General features: G+C 73.6%; 12 protein-coding genes. 6 read left to right on the top strand and 6 right to left on the bottom strand.

Features of this window, described 5'->3' with window-relative positions:
• Window positions 1–12 precede the first annotated feature (12 nt).
• Genes moeZ through OP18_RS54040 form a run of 4 tightly spaced genes read right to left on the bottom strand, consistent with a single transcriptional unit; the run spans window position 13 to window position 5,532 of the window.
• Window positions 13–1,191, bottom strand: coding sequence for an adenylyltransferase/sulfurtransferase MoeZ (gene moeZ / locus OP18_RS45325; RefSeq protein WP_033365826.1), 1,179 nt, complete (start codon window positions 1,189–1,191; stop codon window positions 13–15).
• Between the two features lie 41 nt (window positions 1,192–1,232).
• Window positions 1,233–2,102, bottom strand: a complete 870-nt coding sequence (locus OP18_RS45320; protein WP_063745762.1) for a DUF3152 domain-containing protein — start codon at window positions 2,100–2,102, stop codon at window positions 1,233–1,235.
• A 7-nt stretch (window positions 2,103–2,109) separates the two neighbouring features.
• Window positions 2,110–3,147, bottom strand: a complete 1,038-nt coding sequence (locus tag OP18_RS45315; protein WP_052388318.1) for an alpha/beta fold hydrolase — start codon at window positions 3,145–3,147, stop codon at window positions 2,110–2,112.
• Between the two features lie 24 nt (window positions 3,148–3,171).
• Window positions 3,172–5,532, bottom strand: coding sequence for a hypothetical protein (locus OP18_RS54040; RefSeq protein ID WP_156090241.1), 2,361 nt, complete (start codon window positions 5,530–5,532; stop codon window positions 3,172–3,174).
• A 347-nt stretch (window positions 5,533–5,879) separates the two neighbouring features.
• On the opposite strand from OP18_RS54040, the gene OP18_RS45305 reads away from it, so the two are divergent.
• Both OP18_RS45305 and OP18_RS45300 read left to right on the top strand, forming a co-directional pair.
• Window positions 5,880–6,518 carry a TetR/AcrR family transcriptional regulator gene (locus OP18_RS45305; RefSeq protein WP_033365849.1) on the top strand — a complete coding sequence of 213 codons (639 nt, stop codon included), beginning with the start codon at window positions 5,880–5,882 and terminating at the stop codon, window positions 6,516–6,518.
• Between the two features lie 75 nt (window positions 6,519–6,593).
• Window positions 6,594–6,827 (top strand): DUF3107 domain-containing protein, encoded by a 234-nt coding sequence (locus OP18_RS45300; protein ID WP_033365847.1) that lies wholly within the window; start codon window positions 6,594–6,596, stop codon window positions 6,825–6,827.
• Between the two features lie 45 nt (window positions 6,828–6,872).
• Here the strand turns inward: OP18_RS45300 and OP18_RS45295 are convergent, their stop codons facing one another.
• Window positions 6,873–7,520 (bottom strand): ferritin-like fold-containing protein, encoded by a 648-nt coding sequence (locus OP18_RS45295; RefSeq protein ID WP_033365823.1) that lies wholly within the window; start codon window positions 7,518–7,520, stop codon window positions 6,873–6,875.
• A 245-nt stretch (window positions 7,521–7,765) separates the two neighbouring features.
• Here OP18_RS45295 and OP18_RS45290 point away from each other — a divergent pair, with 245 nt between their 5' ends.
• Window positions 7,766–9,481 carry a DEAD/DEAH box helicase gene (locus OP18_RS45290; RefSeq protein WP_033365819.1) on the top strand — a complete coding sequence of 572 codons (1,716 nt, stop codon included), beginning with the start codon at window positions 7,766–7,768 and terminating at the stop codon, window positions 9,479–9,481.
• 318 nt (window positions 9,482–9,799) lie between these two features.
• Here OP18_RS45290 and OP18_RS45285 read toward each other — a convergent pair whose 3' ends face one another.
• Window positions 9,800–10,651: a hypothetical protein gene (locus OP18_RS45285; protein WP_033365818.1), complete on the bottom strand. Its 852-nt coding sequence runs from the start codon at window positions 10,649–10,651 to the stop codon at window positions 9,800–9,802.
• An 86-nt stretch (window positions 10,652–10,737) separates the two neighbouring features.
• On the opposite strand from OP18_RS45285, the gene OP18_RS54035 reads away from it, so the two are divergent.
• From OP18_RS54035 to OP18_RS45270, 3 genes are all read left to right on the top strand, one after another.
• Complete coding sequence (locus tag OP18_RS54035; RefSeq protein WP_156090240.1) at window positions 10,738–11,706, top strand: C40 family peptidase; 969 nt, start codon at window positions 10,738–10,740, stop codon at window positions 11,704–11,706.
• Window positions 11,707–11,904: 198 nt separating this feature from the next.
• Window positions 11,905–15,570 carry a PQQ-dependent sugar dehydrogenase gene (locus tag OP18_RS54630; RefSeq protein ID WP_156090239.1) on the top strand — a complete coding sequence of 1,222 codons (3,666 nt, stop codon included), beginning with the start codon at window positions 11,905–11,907 and terminating at the stop codon, window positions 15,568–15,570.
• 30 nt (window positions 15,571–15,600) lie between these two features.
• Complete coding sequence (locus tag OP18_RS45270; RefSeq protein WP_033365817.1) at window positions 15,601–17,691, top strand: RecQ family ATP-dependent DNA helicase; 2,091 nt, start codon at window positions 15,601–15,603, stop codon at window positions 17,689–17,691.
• The last annotated feature ends 168 nt before the right edge of the window (window positions 17,692–17,859 follow it).

Here is a 17,859-nt window from a genome sequence, read left to right as displayed (position 1 = left end):
GCGCGTAGGTCCCTAGTACACCGGCAGTGAGGGATCGACGGTCTTCACCCAGGACACGACCCCGCCCTGCACGTGGACCGCGTCCTTGAAGCCGGCCGCCTTGACCGCCGCCAGGGCCTCCGCCGAGCGCACGCCGCTCTTGCAGTACAGGACGATCTGGCGGTCCTGCGGCAGGTCGGCGAGGGCGTTGCCGTTGAGGATCTCGCCCTTCGGCACCAGCCGCGCCCCGGGCACCCGCACGATCTCCCACTCGGCCGGCTCGCGCACGTCGATCAGCTCGATCGGCTTGCCCGAGTCCTGCCACTCCTTGAGCTCGGTCGCCGTGATCGTCGAGCCGAGCGTCGCGGCCTGCGCCTCGTCGGAGACCGCGCCGCAGAAGTCGTCGTAGTCGATCAGGGCGGTCACCGTCGGGTTCTCGCCGCAGATCGCGCAGTTCGGGTCCTTGCGCAGCTTGATCTTGCGGTAGGACATCTCCAGCGCGTCGTACACGGTGAGGCTGCCCAGCAGCGAGTCGCCGATGCCGGTGATGAGCTTGATCGCCTCGGTCACCTGGATCGCGCCGATCGACGCGCACAGCACGCCCAGGACGCCGCCCTCGGCGCACGAGGGCACCATGCCGGGCGGCGGCGGCTCCGGGTAGAGGCAGCGGTAGCAGGGGCCGTGCTCGGCCCAGAACACCGACGCCTGACCGTCGAACCGGTAGATCGAGCCCCAGATGTACGGCTTGCCGAGCAGCACCGCCGCGTCGTTGACCATGTACCGGGTGGCGAAGTTGTCCGTGCCGTCCACGATCAGGTCGTACTGCGCGAAGATGTCCATCACGTTGTCGTTGTCGAGGGCCTCGTTGTGGACCACGACGTTGACATACGGGTTGATCTCGCGGACCGAGTCGCGCGCCGACTCCGCCTTGGGCCGGCCGATGTCGGACTGGCCGTGGATGATCTGGCGCTGCAGGTTGGACTCGTCGACGGTGTCGAACTCGACGATGCCGAGCGTGCCGACACCCGCGGCGGCGAGATACAGCAGGGCCGGCGAGCCGAGGCCGCCGGCGCCGACGCACAGCACCCGGGCGTTCTTCAGGCGCTTCTGCCCGATGACACCCACGTCCGGGATGATCAGGTGCCGGGAGTAGCGGCGGACCTCGTCGATGGAGAGGTCAGCGGCGGGCTCGACCAGTGGAGGCAACGACATGGTTCTCATTCTGCCGCGCCGGAGGGGCAAACCCACGTGAGCTACGGCACTTTGGCGCCGGTGTACCGCTGCCCGTCGACGAACGGCCAGGCGTTGGCGACGCAGCCCTTCAGCCCGTAGGTCTGCTGCTGCATGACCGGTGCCGGCCGGCCGGGCCCGGGGCAGGCCTCGTGGCCGTTGCCGAGCTCGTGGCCGACCTCGTGGTTGATGACGTAGCTCTGGTACTCCGCGACGGGCGCGCCGTAGTCCGGTACCCCGGTGAGCCAGCGGGCCAGGTTGATGACGACCTTGCCGGTGAGGCGGCACGAGCTGTAGCCGGCGGTGTGCAGCCCGGCGGTGGCGCAGATCTGCTCCGACGTGACCGGCGTGGCCAGGAAGACCGTGAAGTCGGCGGTGCCCTGGCCGGCGACCCGCTGCAGGCGCACCTGGCCGGTCGCGGTCCAGCCGCGCGGGTCGGCGAACACCCGCTCGACCGCGGCGGCGAACGCGTCGGCCTCCTGGCCGCTGCCGTTCTCCACCGCGACCCGGTACTTCTTCACCGGTCCGGCACCGCCGGCGACGGGTCCGGCGGCGGTGGCGTAGGCGAACGTGCCGGCGGCGCTGGACGGCCCGGCGTCGGGCGGCTGGCTCGCGGGCCTGCTCGGCGGCTCCAGCATCGGCGCCGGCCCGCGGGTCGCGGCGACCGACACCGGCGCGTCGTCGCCGTCGCCGGCGAAGCACAGCTGCCGGCCGAGGCCGGCGGCGGCGATCAGGAAGGCGGCGAGCATCACCCCGGCGACCGTGTAGCGCCGCCGCCGGATCTGCTCACGCCGGCGGCGCTGCTCGGCCCGGACCAGCTCACGGGCCTGCCGCGGGTCACTCGGCAGCGGCACCGGCAGCCGCCGGCGGTCGCTGCTCAGCCGGCTCGCCATCGATTGGTCAGCTTGCCATGCGCACCTGCGGCGCGCGCTGGCGCACCCCGTCCCGCACCTGAGTTGCAACCTGCTGCCGGGCGCCCTGCCCGGCGGCGCCCTGCAGCTCGTCGAGCAGGCCCAGCACCGCGCGGGCCACCGTGCGCGGCACCTCCATCTGCGCCACGTGGCCGACGCCCTCCAGCATCATCAGCCGGCTGTCCGGCACCAGCCGGGCCAGCTGCGGCGCGGTGCGGATGTCGACGAGGCGGTCCTGCCGCCCGGCGATCACCAGCGTCGGCGCCGTGATGCGCGCCGCGATCTTCCACATCGAGCCCTGACCCGGCAGGTACGCCCGCAGGAAGCTGCCGACGAGCCCGCGCAGGCTCGCCACGTACGCCTCGGCGTACCAGGGCACCGAGTGCCGCAGCCGCGCCTCCTCGATCGCCTCCAGCCGCCGCTGCTCCGGATAGCGGGTCGGGTCGGCGTAGCACGACTCGATCACCATCGCGGCGAGCTCCTCGGGGTCCATCGACGACATCCGCCGTGCCGCCAGCTTCGCCGCGTTGGGCAGCAGCAGCAGCGGCACGATCGGGCCCTGCAGCGAGCGGCGCGGGTCGAGGAACGGCATCGCCGGCGAGATCAGCGTCAGGCTGCGCACCAGGTCGGGGCGCAGCGCCGCGGCCACGACCACCGCCGCGCCACCCATCGAGTTGCCGAACAGGTGCACCGGGCCGCGGTCGCTGTGCTCGATCCAGCGGATCACGTGCGCGGCCATCGCGGTCAGCGAGTAGCTTCGGGCCGGGCCGCTGTGCCCGAACCCGGGCAGGTCGACCGCCTGGCCCTCGAGCCGGTCGGACAGCACGCCGGCCAGGTCGGTCCAGTTCGTCGACGACCCGCCGAGGCCGTGCACGTAGACCGCCGGCTCCGCACCTGGCGCGGTGGCCGGCGTGTCCCGCACGTACGCCTTCAGCCCGTCGAGCTCCACCTCGCGCCCGGGCCATCGCTCCGGCAGCCGGTCCGGTGACGGGACGGTGAACTCCGGGACAAGGGAAGCTCGCTTCATGCTTTCCAGTGTGCCCCAGCGCGCCTACGGCAGCAGCGCCTCCAGGCGCCGGTTGACCGCCGCGAGGGTCGCGCGGACGACCGCCTGCCGGGGGTCACCGGAGTTGACCGCGGACCCCGTCAGCTGCTCGACCCAGCCGTCGTACAGCAGCAACAGCACGACGACGGCGACCTCGCACCCGCCGAGCTGCACGACCGCGGCGTGCTCGATGTAACACCGGGCCCGCGCGGTCGCGTCCACGTCGACCAGCAGCTGGTCCACCGCGGAGGCCGCGGCGGCCGCGGACAGCCGCAGGATGTAGCCGTCGACCGCGGGACCGCTGGCGACGCCGACCGCGGGGTGACCGTCGGCGATCAGCCGCACCTCCACCACCGCGTCGACGCCCTGGGTGCTGACCTCGACCTGGTCGATGATGACCCGCGGCGACACGATCGCGCTGGACTGCGGCACCAGGGCCGGCGGGGCGTCCCGGTTGACCGGGGTCGGCGGCTGCGGGCCGAGCACCGGTGCGTCCGCCTTGCCGGCCGGCGCCTCCGCGGGCGGCTCCTCCCGGGCGGCCGGCTGCTCGACCGGGTGGGGGAGCAGCCCGGACGGGCCCGGCGCCTGCCGCAGCTCGCCGAGGTCGGGGCGGGGCGCCTCGGCGGGGCGGCGCACGCCGCTCACCGGGCGCCGCCGGCGTGCCTCGCGGCCGTAGCCGGGCAGCGCGCTGTGCGGGGCGTTGCCGCGCAGCGCCGACCCGGCCGCCGGGCGGGCCGCCGGCGGGCCGAGGTCGGACGGGTGCGGCGGGTTCGGCTCGGCGGCCAGCCCCATCCGCTCGTTGAGCAGCCGCGCCACGGCCCGGCTCACCCGGCCCGGGTCGGCCTCGTCGAGCAGCTCGAGCCGCAGCGTGTGCAGCCCGTCGGCGTTCTTGCGCAGGGTCGCCTCGCGCACGCCGGCGACGCCCTGCACCGCGCGCAGCACGGCCGGGATGTCGAAGCCGTCGGGGCGGTCGTCGAGGCTGGGCTCGTCGTCCTCGTCCTCGCGGTCCTCGCGCAGGTAGGTCGCGATCCTCGCCAGGTCCTCGCCGCCGGCCGGCACGGCCTCCGCGACGAGCGGCTCGACCTCCACCTCGGGCACCTGCGGCACGTCGGGGTGCGACGGGACCCGCTGCGGCAGCTCGGGGGCGTTGAAGTCGGTGTCGGCGCCCTGCCCCTGGTACGCGGTGGGCTGGTACGCGGGCTGCGCCGGCTCGGGCGCGTACGGCGGCTCCGAGGCGAACGCCGGCATCGTCGGCTCGGCCGCGGACAGCGGCGTGGCGTTGCCGAGCAGCTCCGCCGGCAGCGGACCGACCAGCGGGTCGTCCTCGGGCACGCGCTGCGCCGGCAGCTGCGGCGCGGCCGGGGCGGGCGGGGCGCTGCGCTGCGCCTGTGCCGGGTCGTGCTGCGGCGCGGCCCAGTCGAACTCGGGCGGCCCGGGCTGCGGCTCGTACTGCTGCGGCTCGTACTGCTGCGGCTCGTACTGCTGGGTCTCGTACTGCTGGGTCTCGTACTGTTGCGGCTCGTACGGCTGGGCGTAGGGCTGGTAGGAGTCCTGGGGGCGGTACGGGCTCTGCGGCTGGTAGCCGTCCTGCGGCGCCCGGCGCTCGTCCTGCTGGTGCGGCTGGGCCGCGGGCTGCTGGTAACCCTGCTGGGGGTACTCCTGCGGCTGGTACGGCTGCTGCGGGTACTCCTGCGAGTGGTACTGGTAGCCCTGCTGCGGGCGCTGCTCCGGGTAGCCGTCGGCGGGCTCGTCGAGGCGGGCGGCCTCGGTGGCGTGCGCCTGGTCCTGGTAGGCGCCGTTGCGCGGCCGGTTGTCCCGGTTGTCCCGGTTGTCCCGGTTGTCGTAGCCCCAGGCCGGGTCCGGGTAGGCGCCGTAGGGCGGCTGGCCGCTGTCGCCGTGCACCCGCACGCGGGGGTCGACCGGCGCGGGCTGCCCGGCGAGGCGGTCCAGCGCCGAGGCCGGGCCGTAGCCGCCGGACGTGGGCTGGACGGCGTCGTCGCGCGGCTGCGGCGCGGGGGCGGCGGCGCCGTAGACGGTGCCTCCGGAGGGCACCGCGGGCTGGGTCCCGGTGTGGCCGCCGGGCTGCACCCCGTTGACGTGACCGGTCACATGCCCGGTCACGTGGCCGGTCATATGGCCGTTGACGTGCCCGTTGGCCTGCCCGTTGAGGTGGCCGTTGAGGTGGCCGTTGATCGGCGCGCCGTCGTGCGGCACCGGCCCGGCGGCGGGCGCCGTGGGGACGGACTGGCTGGTCTCGGGCTGGCTGACGGAGCTCGGCCAGCCCTGGCCGTCGGGGCCGTAGTGCCCGTAGTGCAGCGACGTGGTGGTCTGCGGTCCGGGCGGCGGGACGGAGACCGGAGGGCTCATCGGGGCCAGCATGTCGGAATAGGCGCTGCGGACCTCGGCCCGGCCGCGCGGGCTGCCCGCGCCGTTGACCGAGGCGCGGCCGGCGACGGCGCCGCTGGCAGGCTCGCGCCACGCGGAGACGATCGCCTCGAGCGCGTCATCGCTCGGCGTCGAGCCGTCACCGTGGCTGCCGTCCGGTGTCCTCTGCGGATCCGTGTGTCCTCCTCCGCGATATGCGCCTGCACCTTGCGGGCTACCGGCTTGCCCCGTTTCGTCCACCGCGCGCTCCTCCGTCGCCCCTAGGTGAGGCTACCGTGTGGGCGGAAAGGGGGTAAGTTGCAATCTCGACCCAAATCCGGATGGTGAACATGACCTCGGCGATGAGCGGCACCCAGGCGGCCGGACGGCCGGTGCGGCTGCCCCGGTCGGCGCGCCGCAAGCAACTGCTCGCCGCGGCGCAGCAGGTTTTCGTGGCGCAGGGTTATCACGCCGCCGCGATGGATGACATCGCCGAGCGGGCCGGCGTCTCCAAGCCGGTGCTCTACCAGCACTTCCCCGGCAAGCTGGAGCTCTATCTGGCGCTGCTGGACACCCACTGCGACGCGATGGTGTCCCGGATGCGCGCCGCGATGGAGGCGACGACGGACAACAAGGAGCGTGTCCGCGGCGCGATCCAGGCGTACTTCGACTTCATCGACCACGAGAGCGAGGCGTTCCGCCTGGTCTTCGAGTCGGACCTGCGCAACGACCCCGCGGTCCGCGAGCGGGTCGACCGGGTCGAGAGCGGCTGCATCGCCGCGATCACCGACACGATCATGGCCGACACCGACCTGAGCCGGGCCCGCGCGGAGCTGCTCGCCTCCGGCCTGGTCGGCGCCGCGGAGGTCGCGGCGCGGTTCTGGGTGGCCGGCGGCCGTCAGGTCGACAAGCCCGACGCCGAGGCGCTGCTGACCGCGCTGTCGTGGCGCGGCATCGCGAGCTTCCCCCTGCACGGCGAACACGCCTGATCGCGTTAGTCTTCAACCACACTGGGTGTGCGCGCCGAGGCACGGCCGCGCCGCAGCCCGATCAAGGAGGAAGACGTGGAGGTCAAGATCGGCGTGCAGTATGCGCCTCGGGAGCTGGTGCTGGAGAGCAACCAGTCGCCGGCCGAGGTCGAAGCTGCGGTCACCGACGCGATCGACGGTGGCGACAAGCGTGTGCTGTCTCTCGTGGACGACAAGGGCCGCCGGGTGATCGTGCCCGTCGGCAAGATCGCCTACGTGGAGATCGCCGAGTCGTCGCCCCGGCCGGTCGGGTTCTCTTCCGCCCGTTGACAGATAGCGCTCAGGCCCTGTCCCCGCGTGGGGGCGGGGCCTGAGTCAGTTGTTCAGCCCGACGGCGCCCATCCGGGCGGTGTGCGCCGAGGTGAGGCGCTTGAGCAGCGCCTGGAAGTCGGTGCCGCCGATCGCCAGCAGCTCGGCCAGCGACGGCCGCTCCGCGGCGACCCGCAGCGCCTGCGAGATGCCCTCGCCGACCAGCCGGCGCGACCACATCGACAGCCGGTTGGCGACCCTCGGGTCGGCGGCGATCGCCGCCCGCAGCTCGTCGGCGGCGAAGTCGGCGTGCCGGGAGTCGTGCAGCACGTCCAGGATCAGGTCCCGGTCCGGCCCGGCGAGCACGGCCGCCACCTCCCGGGTGAAGTCGTCGGCGATGTTGTCGCCGACATACGCCTTGGCCAGGCCCTCCAGCCAGTCGGCGGGCTCGGTCTGCGCGTGGTAGTCCGAGACCGCCTGCACGTAGGGCCGCATGGCCTCCTCCGGGTCCGCGCCCAGCTCCGTGAGTCGGTCGGCGAGCCGGCAGTAGTTGGTGATCTCGCGGCCGGCCATCTCGCTGAGCACCGCCCGGCGGCGCAGGTCGGGGGCCAGGCGCGCGTCGGCCGCCATCCGGTCGAAGGCGACCAGCTCGCCGTAGGCCAGCATGCCGAGCAGGTCGACCACTGCCGAGGCGGGCGGAGTGAGATCGGACACGACGGCACACTACATCGCCGGGTCGCCGCGCGCGCCTCGGTGCCACATCGCGGCGCGGTGCGCGCGCATCTGCCCGCGAGCCGGTACAATGGCCCCAATAGCCGTGGACGGACCCTAGTCCCGGCGCCGGCGCTTGTAGCCCGCGACCTTGATCATTTCGGTTGCGTGTGGCCCGCGCCCTACCCATTCGAGCGCACCCGGCTTCACCAGGGGCGCTCCCGCGAGAGAGACACCCTGAGCACAACATGACGATCGACAACACTGAGGCCGCCGAAGCTGTGGCCCCGCGCGCACCCGTGCGCCCAGACGCACCCACCTTCGCCGACCTGGGTGCCCGGCCCGAGACCGTGGCCGCCCTCGAAGCCGTCGGCATCGTCCACGCCTTCGCCATCCAGGAATACGCCGTGCCGATCGCGCTGCGCGGCACCGACCTCATCGGCCAGGCACCCACCGGCACCGGCAAGACCCTCGGTTTCGGCGTGCCGCTGCTCGACCGGGTCACCGCCCCGGCCGAGGGCGCCGACGGCCGGCCGCAGGCCCTCGTCGTGGTCCCGACCCGCGAGCTGGGCCTGCAGGTGGCCCGCGACATCGCCGCCGCCGGCAAGACCCGCGGCATCCGCGTCCTGCCGCTCTACGGCGGCGTCGCGTACGAGCCGCAGGTCGACGCCCTCACCAAGGGCGTGGAGATCGTCGTGGGCACCCCGGGCCGGCTGCTGGACATGGCCAAGAGCAAGCACCTGCGCCTGCACGCCGTGCGGGCCCTGGTGCTCGACGAGGCCGACCGCATGCTCGACCTCGGGTTCCTCGACGACGTCGAGCGGATCCTGACGCTGCTGCCGGAGGACCGGCAGACGATGCTGTTCTCCGCCACGATGCCCGACCCGATCGTCACCCTGGCGCGGCGGTTCCTGCGTCAGCCGATGACGATCCACGCGCACCACGACGCCAGCACCGGCCCGTCGCCGCTGACGAAGCAGTTCATCTACCGCACCCACCCGATGAACAAGATCGAGATCGTGGCGCGGATCCTGCAGTCGACGGACCGCGGCCTGACCATGATCTTCACGCGGACCAAGCGGGCCGCCGACCGGGTCGCCGAGGATCTGGACTTCCGCGGCTTCGCCGCCGCCGCCGTGCACGGCGACCTCGGCCAGGGCGCGCGGGAGCGGGCGCTGCGGGCGTTCCGGGCCGGCAAGATCGACGTGCTGGTCGCCACCGACGTCGCGGCCCGCGGCCTCGACGTGTCCGGCGTCACGCACGTCATCAACTACGACTGCCCCGAGGACCAGGACACCTACACCCACCGCATCGGCCGCACCGGCCGCGCGGGCGCGACGGGCGTCGCCGTGACGTTCGTCGACTGGGAGGACATGCCCCGCTGGCGGATCATCGACAAGACGCTGGGCATGGACCTGCCGGAGCCGCCGGAGACCTACCACACCTCCGCGCACCTGCTCACCGACATCGGCATCCCGGAGGGCGTGACCGGCTCCCTGCCGACCGCCGACCGCAAGCGTGCCGGCCTCGCCGCCGAGCAGCTCGAGGACATCGAGGGCAAGCCGCGCGGCCGGGGTGCCCGTTCGCGGGGCCGCGGCCGGGGCGAGACGTCCGCGCCGGCGGCCGAGCCGACCGGTGAGGCCCGCCGCCCGCGGCGCCGCCGCCGGCGTGGCGAGGTCGACCCCGCCGAGCTGGCCCCCGCCGACGGGCAGTCCGTCGAGGCGGGCCCGGTGGGCACCGGCGAGGAGGGCGAGCCGCGTCCGGCCCGCACCCGCACCCGCCGGCGCCGGGTCGAGAGCGCCGACGCCCTGGAGGGCGTGGAGAGCGGCCCGGTCGTCACCGCCGAGGCCGGCGAGGAGGGCGAGGCCCGCACGGCCCGCGCCCGCACCCGCCGGCGCCGCCGGGGTGGCCGTGGCCGGGGCGGCGACGCCGCCGCCGCCGAGAGCGCCGGCGCGGAGGACTGACCGCCGTGCTTCCGTTCAGCGCGGTGGCCCGCCCACCGCGCTGAACGGCGGGGCTCCCCGGGCGTGGGGCCCTCTTCCGTCGCGCACGGCCGACCCGTGCGCGGCGAGGCTCCCCGGGCGTGGGGCCCTCTTCCGTCGCGCACGGCCGACCCGTGCGCGGCGAGGCTCCCCAGGGCTTGCGGCCCGGTCTTTTTCTTCGCGCGCGGCGAGGCCGTCCACCGCGCCGGGCGGCGAGCCGTCACGGGCCCGTCGCGACCGGGCATGCCGGCCCTGAACGTAGCCGGGTCGTCCACCACGTACCCCGGTGGCGGCGCCGGCCTACTTCACGTCGACGGTGAACTCGGCGCGGTGGACCTGCCCAGCGCGCTGGAACTCGAAGTAGAGCCGGTAGCGCCCGACGCTGGGCGCCGACAGCCAGAACTTGACCGCCCCGCCGACGAGCTGGTCCTCGGGGTGCACGTGCAGGTAGCCGAGGTCGCCGTCGCGCAGCACGACGAGGTGGCCGTACGCGCCGAGGTAGCGCTCCAGGTCGGTGACCGGCGCGCCGCCCGCCAGGACCCGCAACGACAGCGGCTGGGTGGCGTTGACCGCGGGCGTCCCCTCCAGGGTCACCGTCATGCCGCCGGTCTCGGCGGTGCGCGCCGGGTCGGGCAGCGGCACCGGCCGGTAGTCCCCGGCGACCGTGGCGTCCACGGCCAGGGTGACCGGCACCTGCGCGCCCGCCGGGTCGAAACTCACGAAGTCGGTGTAGATCCGCCAGATGCCCGGCGACGGCAGGCCCAGCGACACCGACCAGGTGCCGTCCGGCGCCATCTGCGGGTGCAGGTGCTGGAAGCCGGACAGGTCGTGCCGGGCCACCACCAGGTGCATGAGCTTCTCGTGGTTGAGCACGAAGCGGGTGACGGCCTTGCCGTCCGGTCCGAGCACCCGGAACGTGAACTGCTGCGCCGCGCCGGCGGCGAAGGTCGTGGCCGACGGCGCGAGGGTGAAGCCGGCCGCGCTCAGCGACAGCCCGGCGAGGTCACCGGCGGTGGCGCCGCCGTGCGAGTGCGACGGGATGGCGGTCGGCGCGCTCACGGCCGGCGGTGCCGCCCGCTCGGTGGACCTGGCGATCACGAAGCCCAGCAGCAGCGCCAACACGAGTCCACCAGCGACGACCGGGCCCTTCATGCCCAAGACCGTAGCGGCCGCCCCGCCCTACCACTCCACCGGGGGACTTTTAGCGACGTTTGTCCAAAATGTTTCGTTAGTGACACGTGGGGTCAATCGGCAAGTTGTGGAGCGCGGCCGCGGGGTTCGTCGTCGCAGCTCTGATCGTTCCCGGCGCCGGGCACGCGGACCCGGTCACGGACCGGCAGCGCCAGCTCGCCACCGCGTGGCAGGAGCTGGAAGGGGTCATCGAGCGGTTCAACGCCGTCCGCGACGACCTGCGTGCCACCGACGCTCAGCTCGAACGGGTGAACTCCCGCACCGGCCCGCTCCAGGCCCGCGTCGATGCGGCCCAGCGCGACACGGACGAGGTCGCCGCCAGGCTCTACCGCAGCGGCGCGGTCAGCAGCACCGCGGTGCTGGTGAGCGCGCCGTCGCCCGAGTCGTTCATGGACCAGCTGGCCACCCTCGACCACCTGCGGCGCCGGCGGACCGACGCGCTGCGCCGGCTCAAGGACGACCGGGCCGCCCTGGCCAGGGAGCACGACGAGCTCAGCGGCCTGAAGGTGCGCCAGCGCGCCCAGCAACTGGAGCTGGGCCAGCGCAAGGCGACCATCGAGACCCAGATCAGGCGCCTCGGCGGCGACCGGGCCGGCCGGACCGCCCGCACCCCCTCCGGTGCGCTGCACGACGGCTACGTGCCGGTGTTCACCGACGACCCCGCGGGTCGCGCCGTCCGCTACGCCTTCTCCCAGCTCGGCAAGGTGTACCGGTGGGGCGCCGACGGACCCGACACGTTCGACTGCTCGGGGCTGACGATGGCGGCGTGGAAGGCGGCCGGCGTGGTCCTGCCGCACAACGCGGCCCGGCAGAAGAAGACCGTCACCCCGATCAGGCGCGAGGACCTGCGCCCCGGCGATCTCGTCTTCTACTACAAGGACGTCAGTCACGTCGGCATGTACATCGGCGACGGCCGGGTCATCGAGGCACCGCGCGCCGGCGAGCGCATCTCGATGCGGCTGCTCGACTACGCCCCGATCGTCGGGTACGGCCGTCCCGACTACGCGGCGGGGTGACCCGCGGGCGATCTTGCGGAACCGCAGGTAGTGAGCCGATCACAAAAACGCTGATCGGCTCGCGTGGACGGGCTACAACGGGGGCCTGTTTGTGTCCTAACGGACGAGGCGCGCCAGTCGGCTTGGCGACAGCATCGACCCGACGGGGGACATCTACTTACGGTTCCCCCCAGCGCGTCCGCATCCAGGAGTGCTCGCATGAGGCGTCGCCGCCGCTCCCGCTTGACCATGGGCCTCGTGCTCGCGCTCTGCGTGCCCGCCTCGGCGGCGCTGACCGCGCCCCAGTCGGCCGGCGCCGCGACCACGCTGCCGGCCGGGTTCTCCGAACAGATCGTGCTGTCCGGGCTGAACCACCCCACCAAGCTGGTGTTCGCCCCCGACGGCCGGGTCTTCGTCGCGGAGAAGGGCGGCACGATCCAGGTCTACGACAGCCTGTCCGACCCGACGCCGACCCTGTTCGCCGACCTCAGCGCGCGGGTGCACGACAACGAGGACAAGGGCCTGCTCGGCCTGGCGGTGCCGCCGAACTTCCCGTCGAACCCGTCGGTGTACGTCACGTACACCGCGACCACGCCGATCGGCGGCGGTCTCGACCTCGGCGACACCTGCCCCACGCCCGGCACCGGCTGCATCGTCAGCGGGCGGCTGTCCAAGCTCACCGCCAGCGGCAACACCTGGACCGGCACCGAGCAGGTGCTCATCAACGACTGGTGCCAGCAGTTCGAGACCCACTCGATGGGCGACGTGCGCTTCGGCCCCGACGGCGCGCTCTACGTCAGCGGCGGCGAGGGCGCCAGCCCGGTCTTCACCGACTGGGGCCAGCAGGGCAGCCCGGTCAACCCGTGCGGCGACCCGCCGGGCGGCGTGGGCGCGGCGCTGAGCCCGCCCACCGCCGAGGGTGGCGCGCTGCGCTCCCAGGACGTGCGGACGCTGAGCGACCCGACCGGCCTCAGCGGCACCATCATCCGTGTCGACCCGGTCACCGGCGCGGCCAAGACCGACAACCCGCTCTACAACGCGACCACCGACCCCAACGCGCGGCGGATCGTGGCGTACGGCCTGCGCAACCCCTTCCGCTGGACCTTCAAGCCCGGCACCAGCGAGATCTGGATCGGTGACGTCGGCTGGCGGACCTGGGAGGAGATCAACCGGCTGCCCAACCCGCTCGCCACGCCCGTTACGAACTTCGGCTGGCCCTGCTACGAGGGCAACGCGCAGCAGCCCGGGTACCGCGACGCCAGCCTGAACCTGTGCACCAGCCTGTACAACAGCAACGCCGCCACCGGCCCGGTGTACACGTACGGGCACCACCAGTACGTCAACGACAACGACGGCTGCCCGACCGGCGGCTCCAGCCCGACCGGCGTCGCGTTCTACCCGACGTCCGGCGGCGCCTACCCCGCCCAGTACCAGGGCGCGCTCTTCTGGGGCGACTACGCCCGCCGCTGCATCTACGCGATGCTGCCGACCAACGGCACCCCCGACCCGAACAAGATCCAGACGTTCGCGCCCGGCGCGGCCGGCCCCGTGGACCTGGAGATCGGCCCCGGCGGCGACCTGTACTACGTCGACATCGACGGCGGCACGGTCCGGCGGATCAACTACAGCGCCGGCAACCAGCCCCCGGCGGCCGTGATCGGCGCCGACAAGACCTCGGGCGCGCCGCCCCTGGCCGTGCAGTTCACCTCGGCCGGCACGAGCGACCCCAACGCCGGTGACGTGCTCACGTACCAGTGGGACTTCACGAACGACGGCACCTGGGACGCGACCGGGCCGACCGCTTCCTACACGTACACGAGCGCCGGGAACTACACGGCCAAGCTGCGCGTCACCGACGCGGGCGGGCTGTCGGACACCAAGACCCTGCAGATCCTCGTCGGTTCCGACGCGCCCGTGCCCGTGATCGACACCCCCGCGGCCGGCTTCACCTGGGCCACGAACGACACGGTCAGCTTCACCGGCCACGCCACCGACGCGCAGGACGGCACGATCCCGGCGGCGAACCTGCACTGGCAGCTGATCCTGCAGCACTGCGCCACGCTCGACAACTGCCACCAGCACTACATCAGCGAGGCCGACGGCGCGTCCGGCTCCTTCATCGGACCCGACCACGAGTACCCGTCCTACGTCGAGCTGCGGCTCACCGCGACCGACAGCAGCGGCCTGAGCACCACCGTCAGCCGCCGGGTCGACCCGAAGACCGTGAACATGACGTTCAACTCCGTGCCGAGCGGGCTCAACATCACCGTCGGCTCGGTCACCGGCGTCACCCCGTTCGTGGCGACGGTGATCCAGAAGTCGACGCAGACCGTGTCGGCACCGACGCCGCAGACGCTCAACGGCACCCAGTACACCTTCGGCTCGTGGAGCCAGGGCGGCGCCGCGACGCAGGTCATCACCGCACCGACCGCGGCGACGACCTACACCGCGACCTACGCGGCCAGCGGCGGCGGGGCGTGCTCGGACAGCTTCGGCTACGTCTGCAGCACCGCCACCCGGGCGTTCGTCAACGCCGACACCACCGTGCTGTCCCTGACCGGCGACGACGCCGTGCAGCAGATCTCGCTGCCGTTCCCGGTCAAGCTGTACGGCCAGACCTACAGCACCGCCTGGGTCGACACGAACGGCCTGGTGAGCATGGTCAACCCCAACGGGTACAAGTGGGACAACACCACGCTGCCGAACCCGGCGCTGGCCAACGCGGCGGTCTACGCCTTCCACGACGACCTGGTCGTCGACGGCAGCGCGTCGGTGCGCACCACCACCCTCGGCACCTCGCCCAACCGCCAGTTCGTGGTCGAGTGGCGCAACCCGTACATCTACGGCGGCACCAACCGGCGGATCACCTTCGAGGCGATCCTGTCCGAGAACGGTGACGTGATCACCAACTACGCGAGCCTCGACAGCGACATCGAGCGGGGCAGCGCCGCCACCGTCGGCATCGAGAACGCCGACGGCACCGTGGGCCTCGCCTACTCGGTCAACACCGCGAAGCTGCAGTCCGGCCGGGCGGTCGTCTTCACCGCGCCGGGCGGCACCACCCCGCCGCCCCCGCCGCCGCCGTCCACCGCGACGGTCAGCGGCACGGTGACGGTCTCCGGCGGCGGCGCGGTCGCCGGCGCGACCGTGACCCTCACCGCCGGCACGACGACCACCACCAACGCGTCCGGCGGGTACAGCTTCGCGAACGTGCCCTACGGCTCGTACACCGTGAGCGCCACGGCCAACGGGCAGTCGACGTCGGCGGCGCTCACCGTCGACGCGGCGACCGAGACGCTCAACCTCACGCTGCCGGCGCCCCCGCCGCCGACCGGCAACTACGCGGTCACGACCGTGGCGACCCCGTTCGTCCCGGCCGACGCCACGGTGCTCACCCTCACCGGCGACGACAACATCCAGCAGGTCACCCTGCCGGCACCGGTCACCCTGTACGGCCAGACGTACACGACGGCATGGATCGACACCAACGGCAAGGTCTCGTTCGTGAACCCGGGCGGCGCCTACGTGGAGCACTCCGCGCTGCCGTCGGCCGCGGCGCCGAACGCCACCGTGTACGCCTTCTGGGACGACCTCGTCGTGGACAGCTCGGCGTCGGTGCGCACCGCGCTGGTCAACGGCTCGGTGGTGATCGAGTGGCGCAACCCGTACGTGTACGGCAACGGCGTGCACAACCGGGTGACGTTCTCCGTGGTGTTCGCCACCGACGGCACGATCACCCTGCACTACGCCAGCCTCGACAACGACGTGGAGAAGGGCAACGGCGCCACCGTCGGCGTCGAGAACGCGGCCGGCACCACCGCGGCGCAGTACCTGTACAACCAGCCGCTGCTGGTCGCGGGCACCGCGGTGCGGTTCACCCCGTGATTTGTCATACCTGGTTGCTAGGTTCGTGGGGTGCGATCTGAGGCGACCGACGTTCTGAAGAAGCTCGCTGGTCCTTCCGCCGAGTTGCGGGAGGACCAGTGGGCCGCCATCTCCGCGCTGGTCGCCGAGCACCGCCGGGTGCTGTGCGTGCAGCGCACGGGCTGGGGCAAGTCCGCGGTCTACTTCATCGCCACCGCGCTGCTGCGCGCCCGCGGCGCCGGCCCGACCGTGATCGTGTCGCCGCTGCTCGCCCTCATGCGCAACCAGGTCGAGGCGGCCGCCCGCGCCGGCATCACCGCCCGCACGATCAACTCCGCCAACCTGGAGGAGTGGGACCAGATCACCGCCGAGATCGCCGCCGGCGGCGTCGACGTCCTGCTCGTCTCGCCCGAGCGGCTCAACAACCCCGACTTCCGCGACAACGTGCTGCCCAAGCTCGCCGCCACCACGGGCCTGCTCGTCGTCGACGAGGCGCACTGCGTCTCCGACTGGGGCCACGACTTCCGCCCCGACTACCGGCGGCTGCGCACCCTGCTGCTCGACCTCGCCCCCGGCACCCCGGTCCTGGCGACCACCGCCACCGCCAACGCGCGGGTCACCGCCGACGTCGCCGAGCAGCTCGGCGACGCCCTGGTGCTGCGCGGCTCGCTGGACCGCGAGTCGCTGCGCCTCGGCTCGCTCACCCTGCCGTCGGCACCGCACCGGCTCGCCTGGCTCGGCGAGCACCTCGGCGGGTTCACCGGCTCCGGGATCATCTACACGCTGACCGTCGCCGCCGCCCACGAGACCGCCGCCTACCTGCGCGCCTGCGGCTACGAGGTGGCCGCCTACACCGGCCAGAGCGAGGGCGCCGACCGCCTCGCCGCCGAGGACGACCTGCTCGCCAACCGGATCAAGGCCCTCGTCGCCACCTCCGCCCTCGGCATGGGCTTCGACAAACCCGACCTCGGCTTCGTCGTGCACCTCGGCGCGCCGTCCTCCCCGATCGCCTATTACCAGCAGGTCGGCCGCGCCGGCCGGGCCGTCGACAAGGCCGACGTGCTGCTCCTGCCCGGCACCGAGGACCAGGCCATCTGGCGCTACTTCGCCTCCCTGGCCTTCCCGCCCGAGCCGCAGGTCCGCGCCGTGCTCGACACCCTCGCCGAGGCGGGCCGCCCGCTGTCCACCGCCGCCCTGGAGACCCGCGTCGAGCTGCGCCGCACCCGCCTCGAGCTGATGCTCAAGGTCCTCGACGTCGACGGCGCCATCCACCGCGTCCGCGGCGGCTGGGAGTCCACCGGCGCCCCCTGGCGCCACGACACCGAGCGCTATGACCGCATCGCCGCCGCCCGCGCCGCCGAGCAGGACGCGATGCGCGAATACGCCGCCCTGACCACGTGCCGCCTCGAGTTCCTCCGCGCCACCCTCGACGACCCCGGCGCCGCCCCCTGCGGCCGCTGCGACAACTGCGCCGGCACCTGGTATCCGACCGCCGTCTCGCCCGACGCCCTCGCCACGGCCCGCTCCCACCTCGGCCGCACCGGCGTCGAGATCACCCCCCGCCGCATGTGGCCCACCGGCCTCGCCGCCGTCGGCGTCCCCCTCACCGGCAAGATCCCACCCACCGAGCAGGCCCTCCCCGGCCGCGCCATCGGCCGCCTCAGCGACCTCGGCTGGGGCGACAAGCTCCGCAAGCTCCTCGCCGCCCCCGACGCCCCACTCCCCGACGACATCTTCACCGGCGTCGTCGCCACCCTCACCGAATGGGCCAAGGGCGACGCCCCCTGGCCCGCCCGCCCCTCCGGCGTCGTGGTCCTCGGCTCGCAGAGCACCCCGACCCTGCTGCAGTCCCTGGGCACCCGCATCGCCGAGGTCGGCCGCCTGCCCCTGCTCGGCACCATCGAGCCGGCCCACACCGCCGACGCCGCCTCCCGCACCAACAGCGCCCAGCGGGTGCGCGCCCTGCACGACGCCTTCACGGTGCCGCCCGCACTGGCCGCCCAGCTCCCGTCCCTCCCCGGCCCCGTCCTGCTCGTCGACGACTTGGTCGACAGCGGCTGGACGATGGCGCTGGCCGCCCGCCTGTTGCGGCGAGCCGGCGCCCCGGACGTCCTACCGTTCGCGCTGGCGCTGTCCGCCTGACGGTTTCGCCTGCCGCTCTCTGCCCGCCTGCCACTTTCTGCCTGCTGCCGCGTGCCCGCCGCCCTCGGCAGCGCACGCATGGTGCCGGCGCGTGGGCCGGGCGTGGGCCGGGCGTGGGCCGGGCGTGGGCCGGGCGTGGGCCGGGCGTGGGCCGGGCGTGGGCCGGGC

Source organism: Dactylosporangium aurantiacum, assembly GCF_000716715.1.
In the GTDB taxonomy this organism is placed as follows: domain Bacteria; phylum Actinomycetota; class Actinomycetes; order Mycobacteriales; family Micromonosporaceae; genus Dactylosporangium; species Dactylosporangium aurantiacum.
This window is presented reverse-complemented; position numbering and strand designations above follow the sequence as displayed.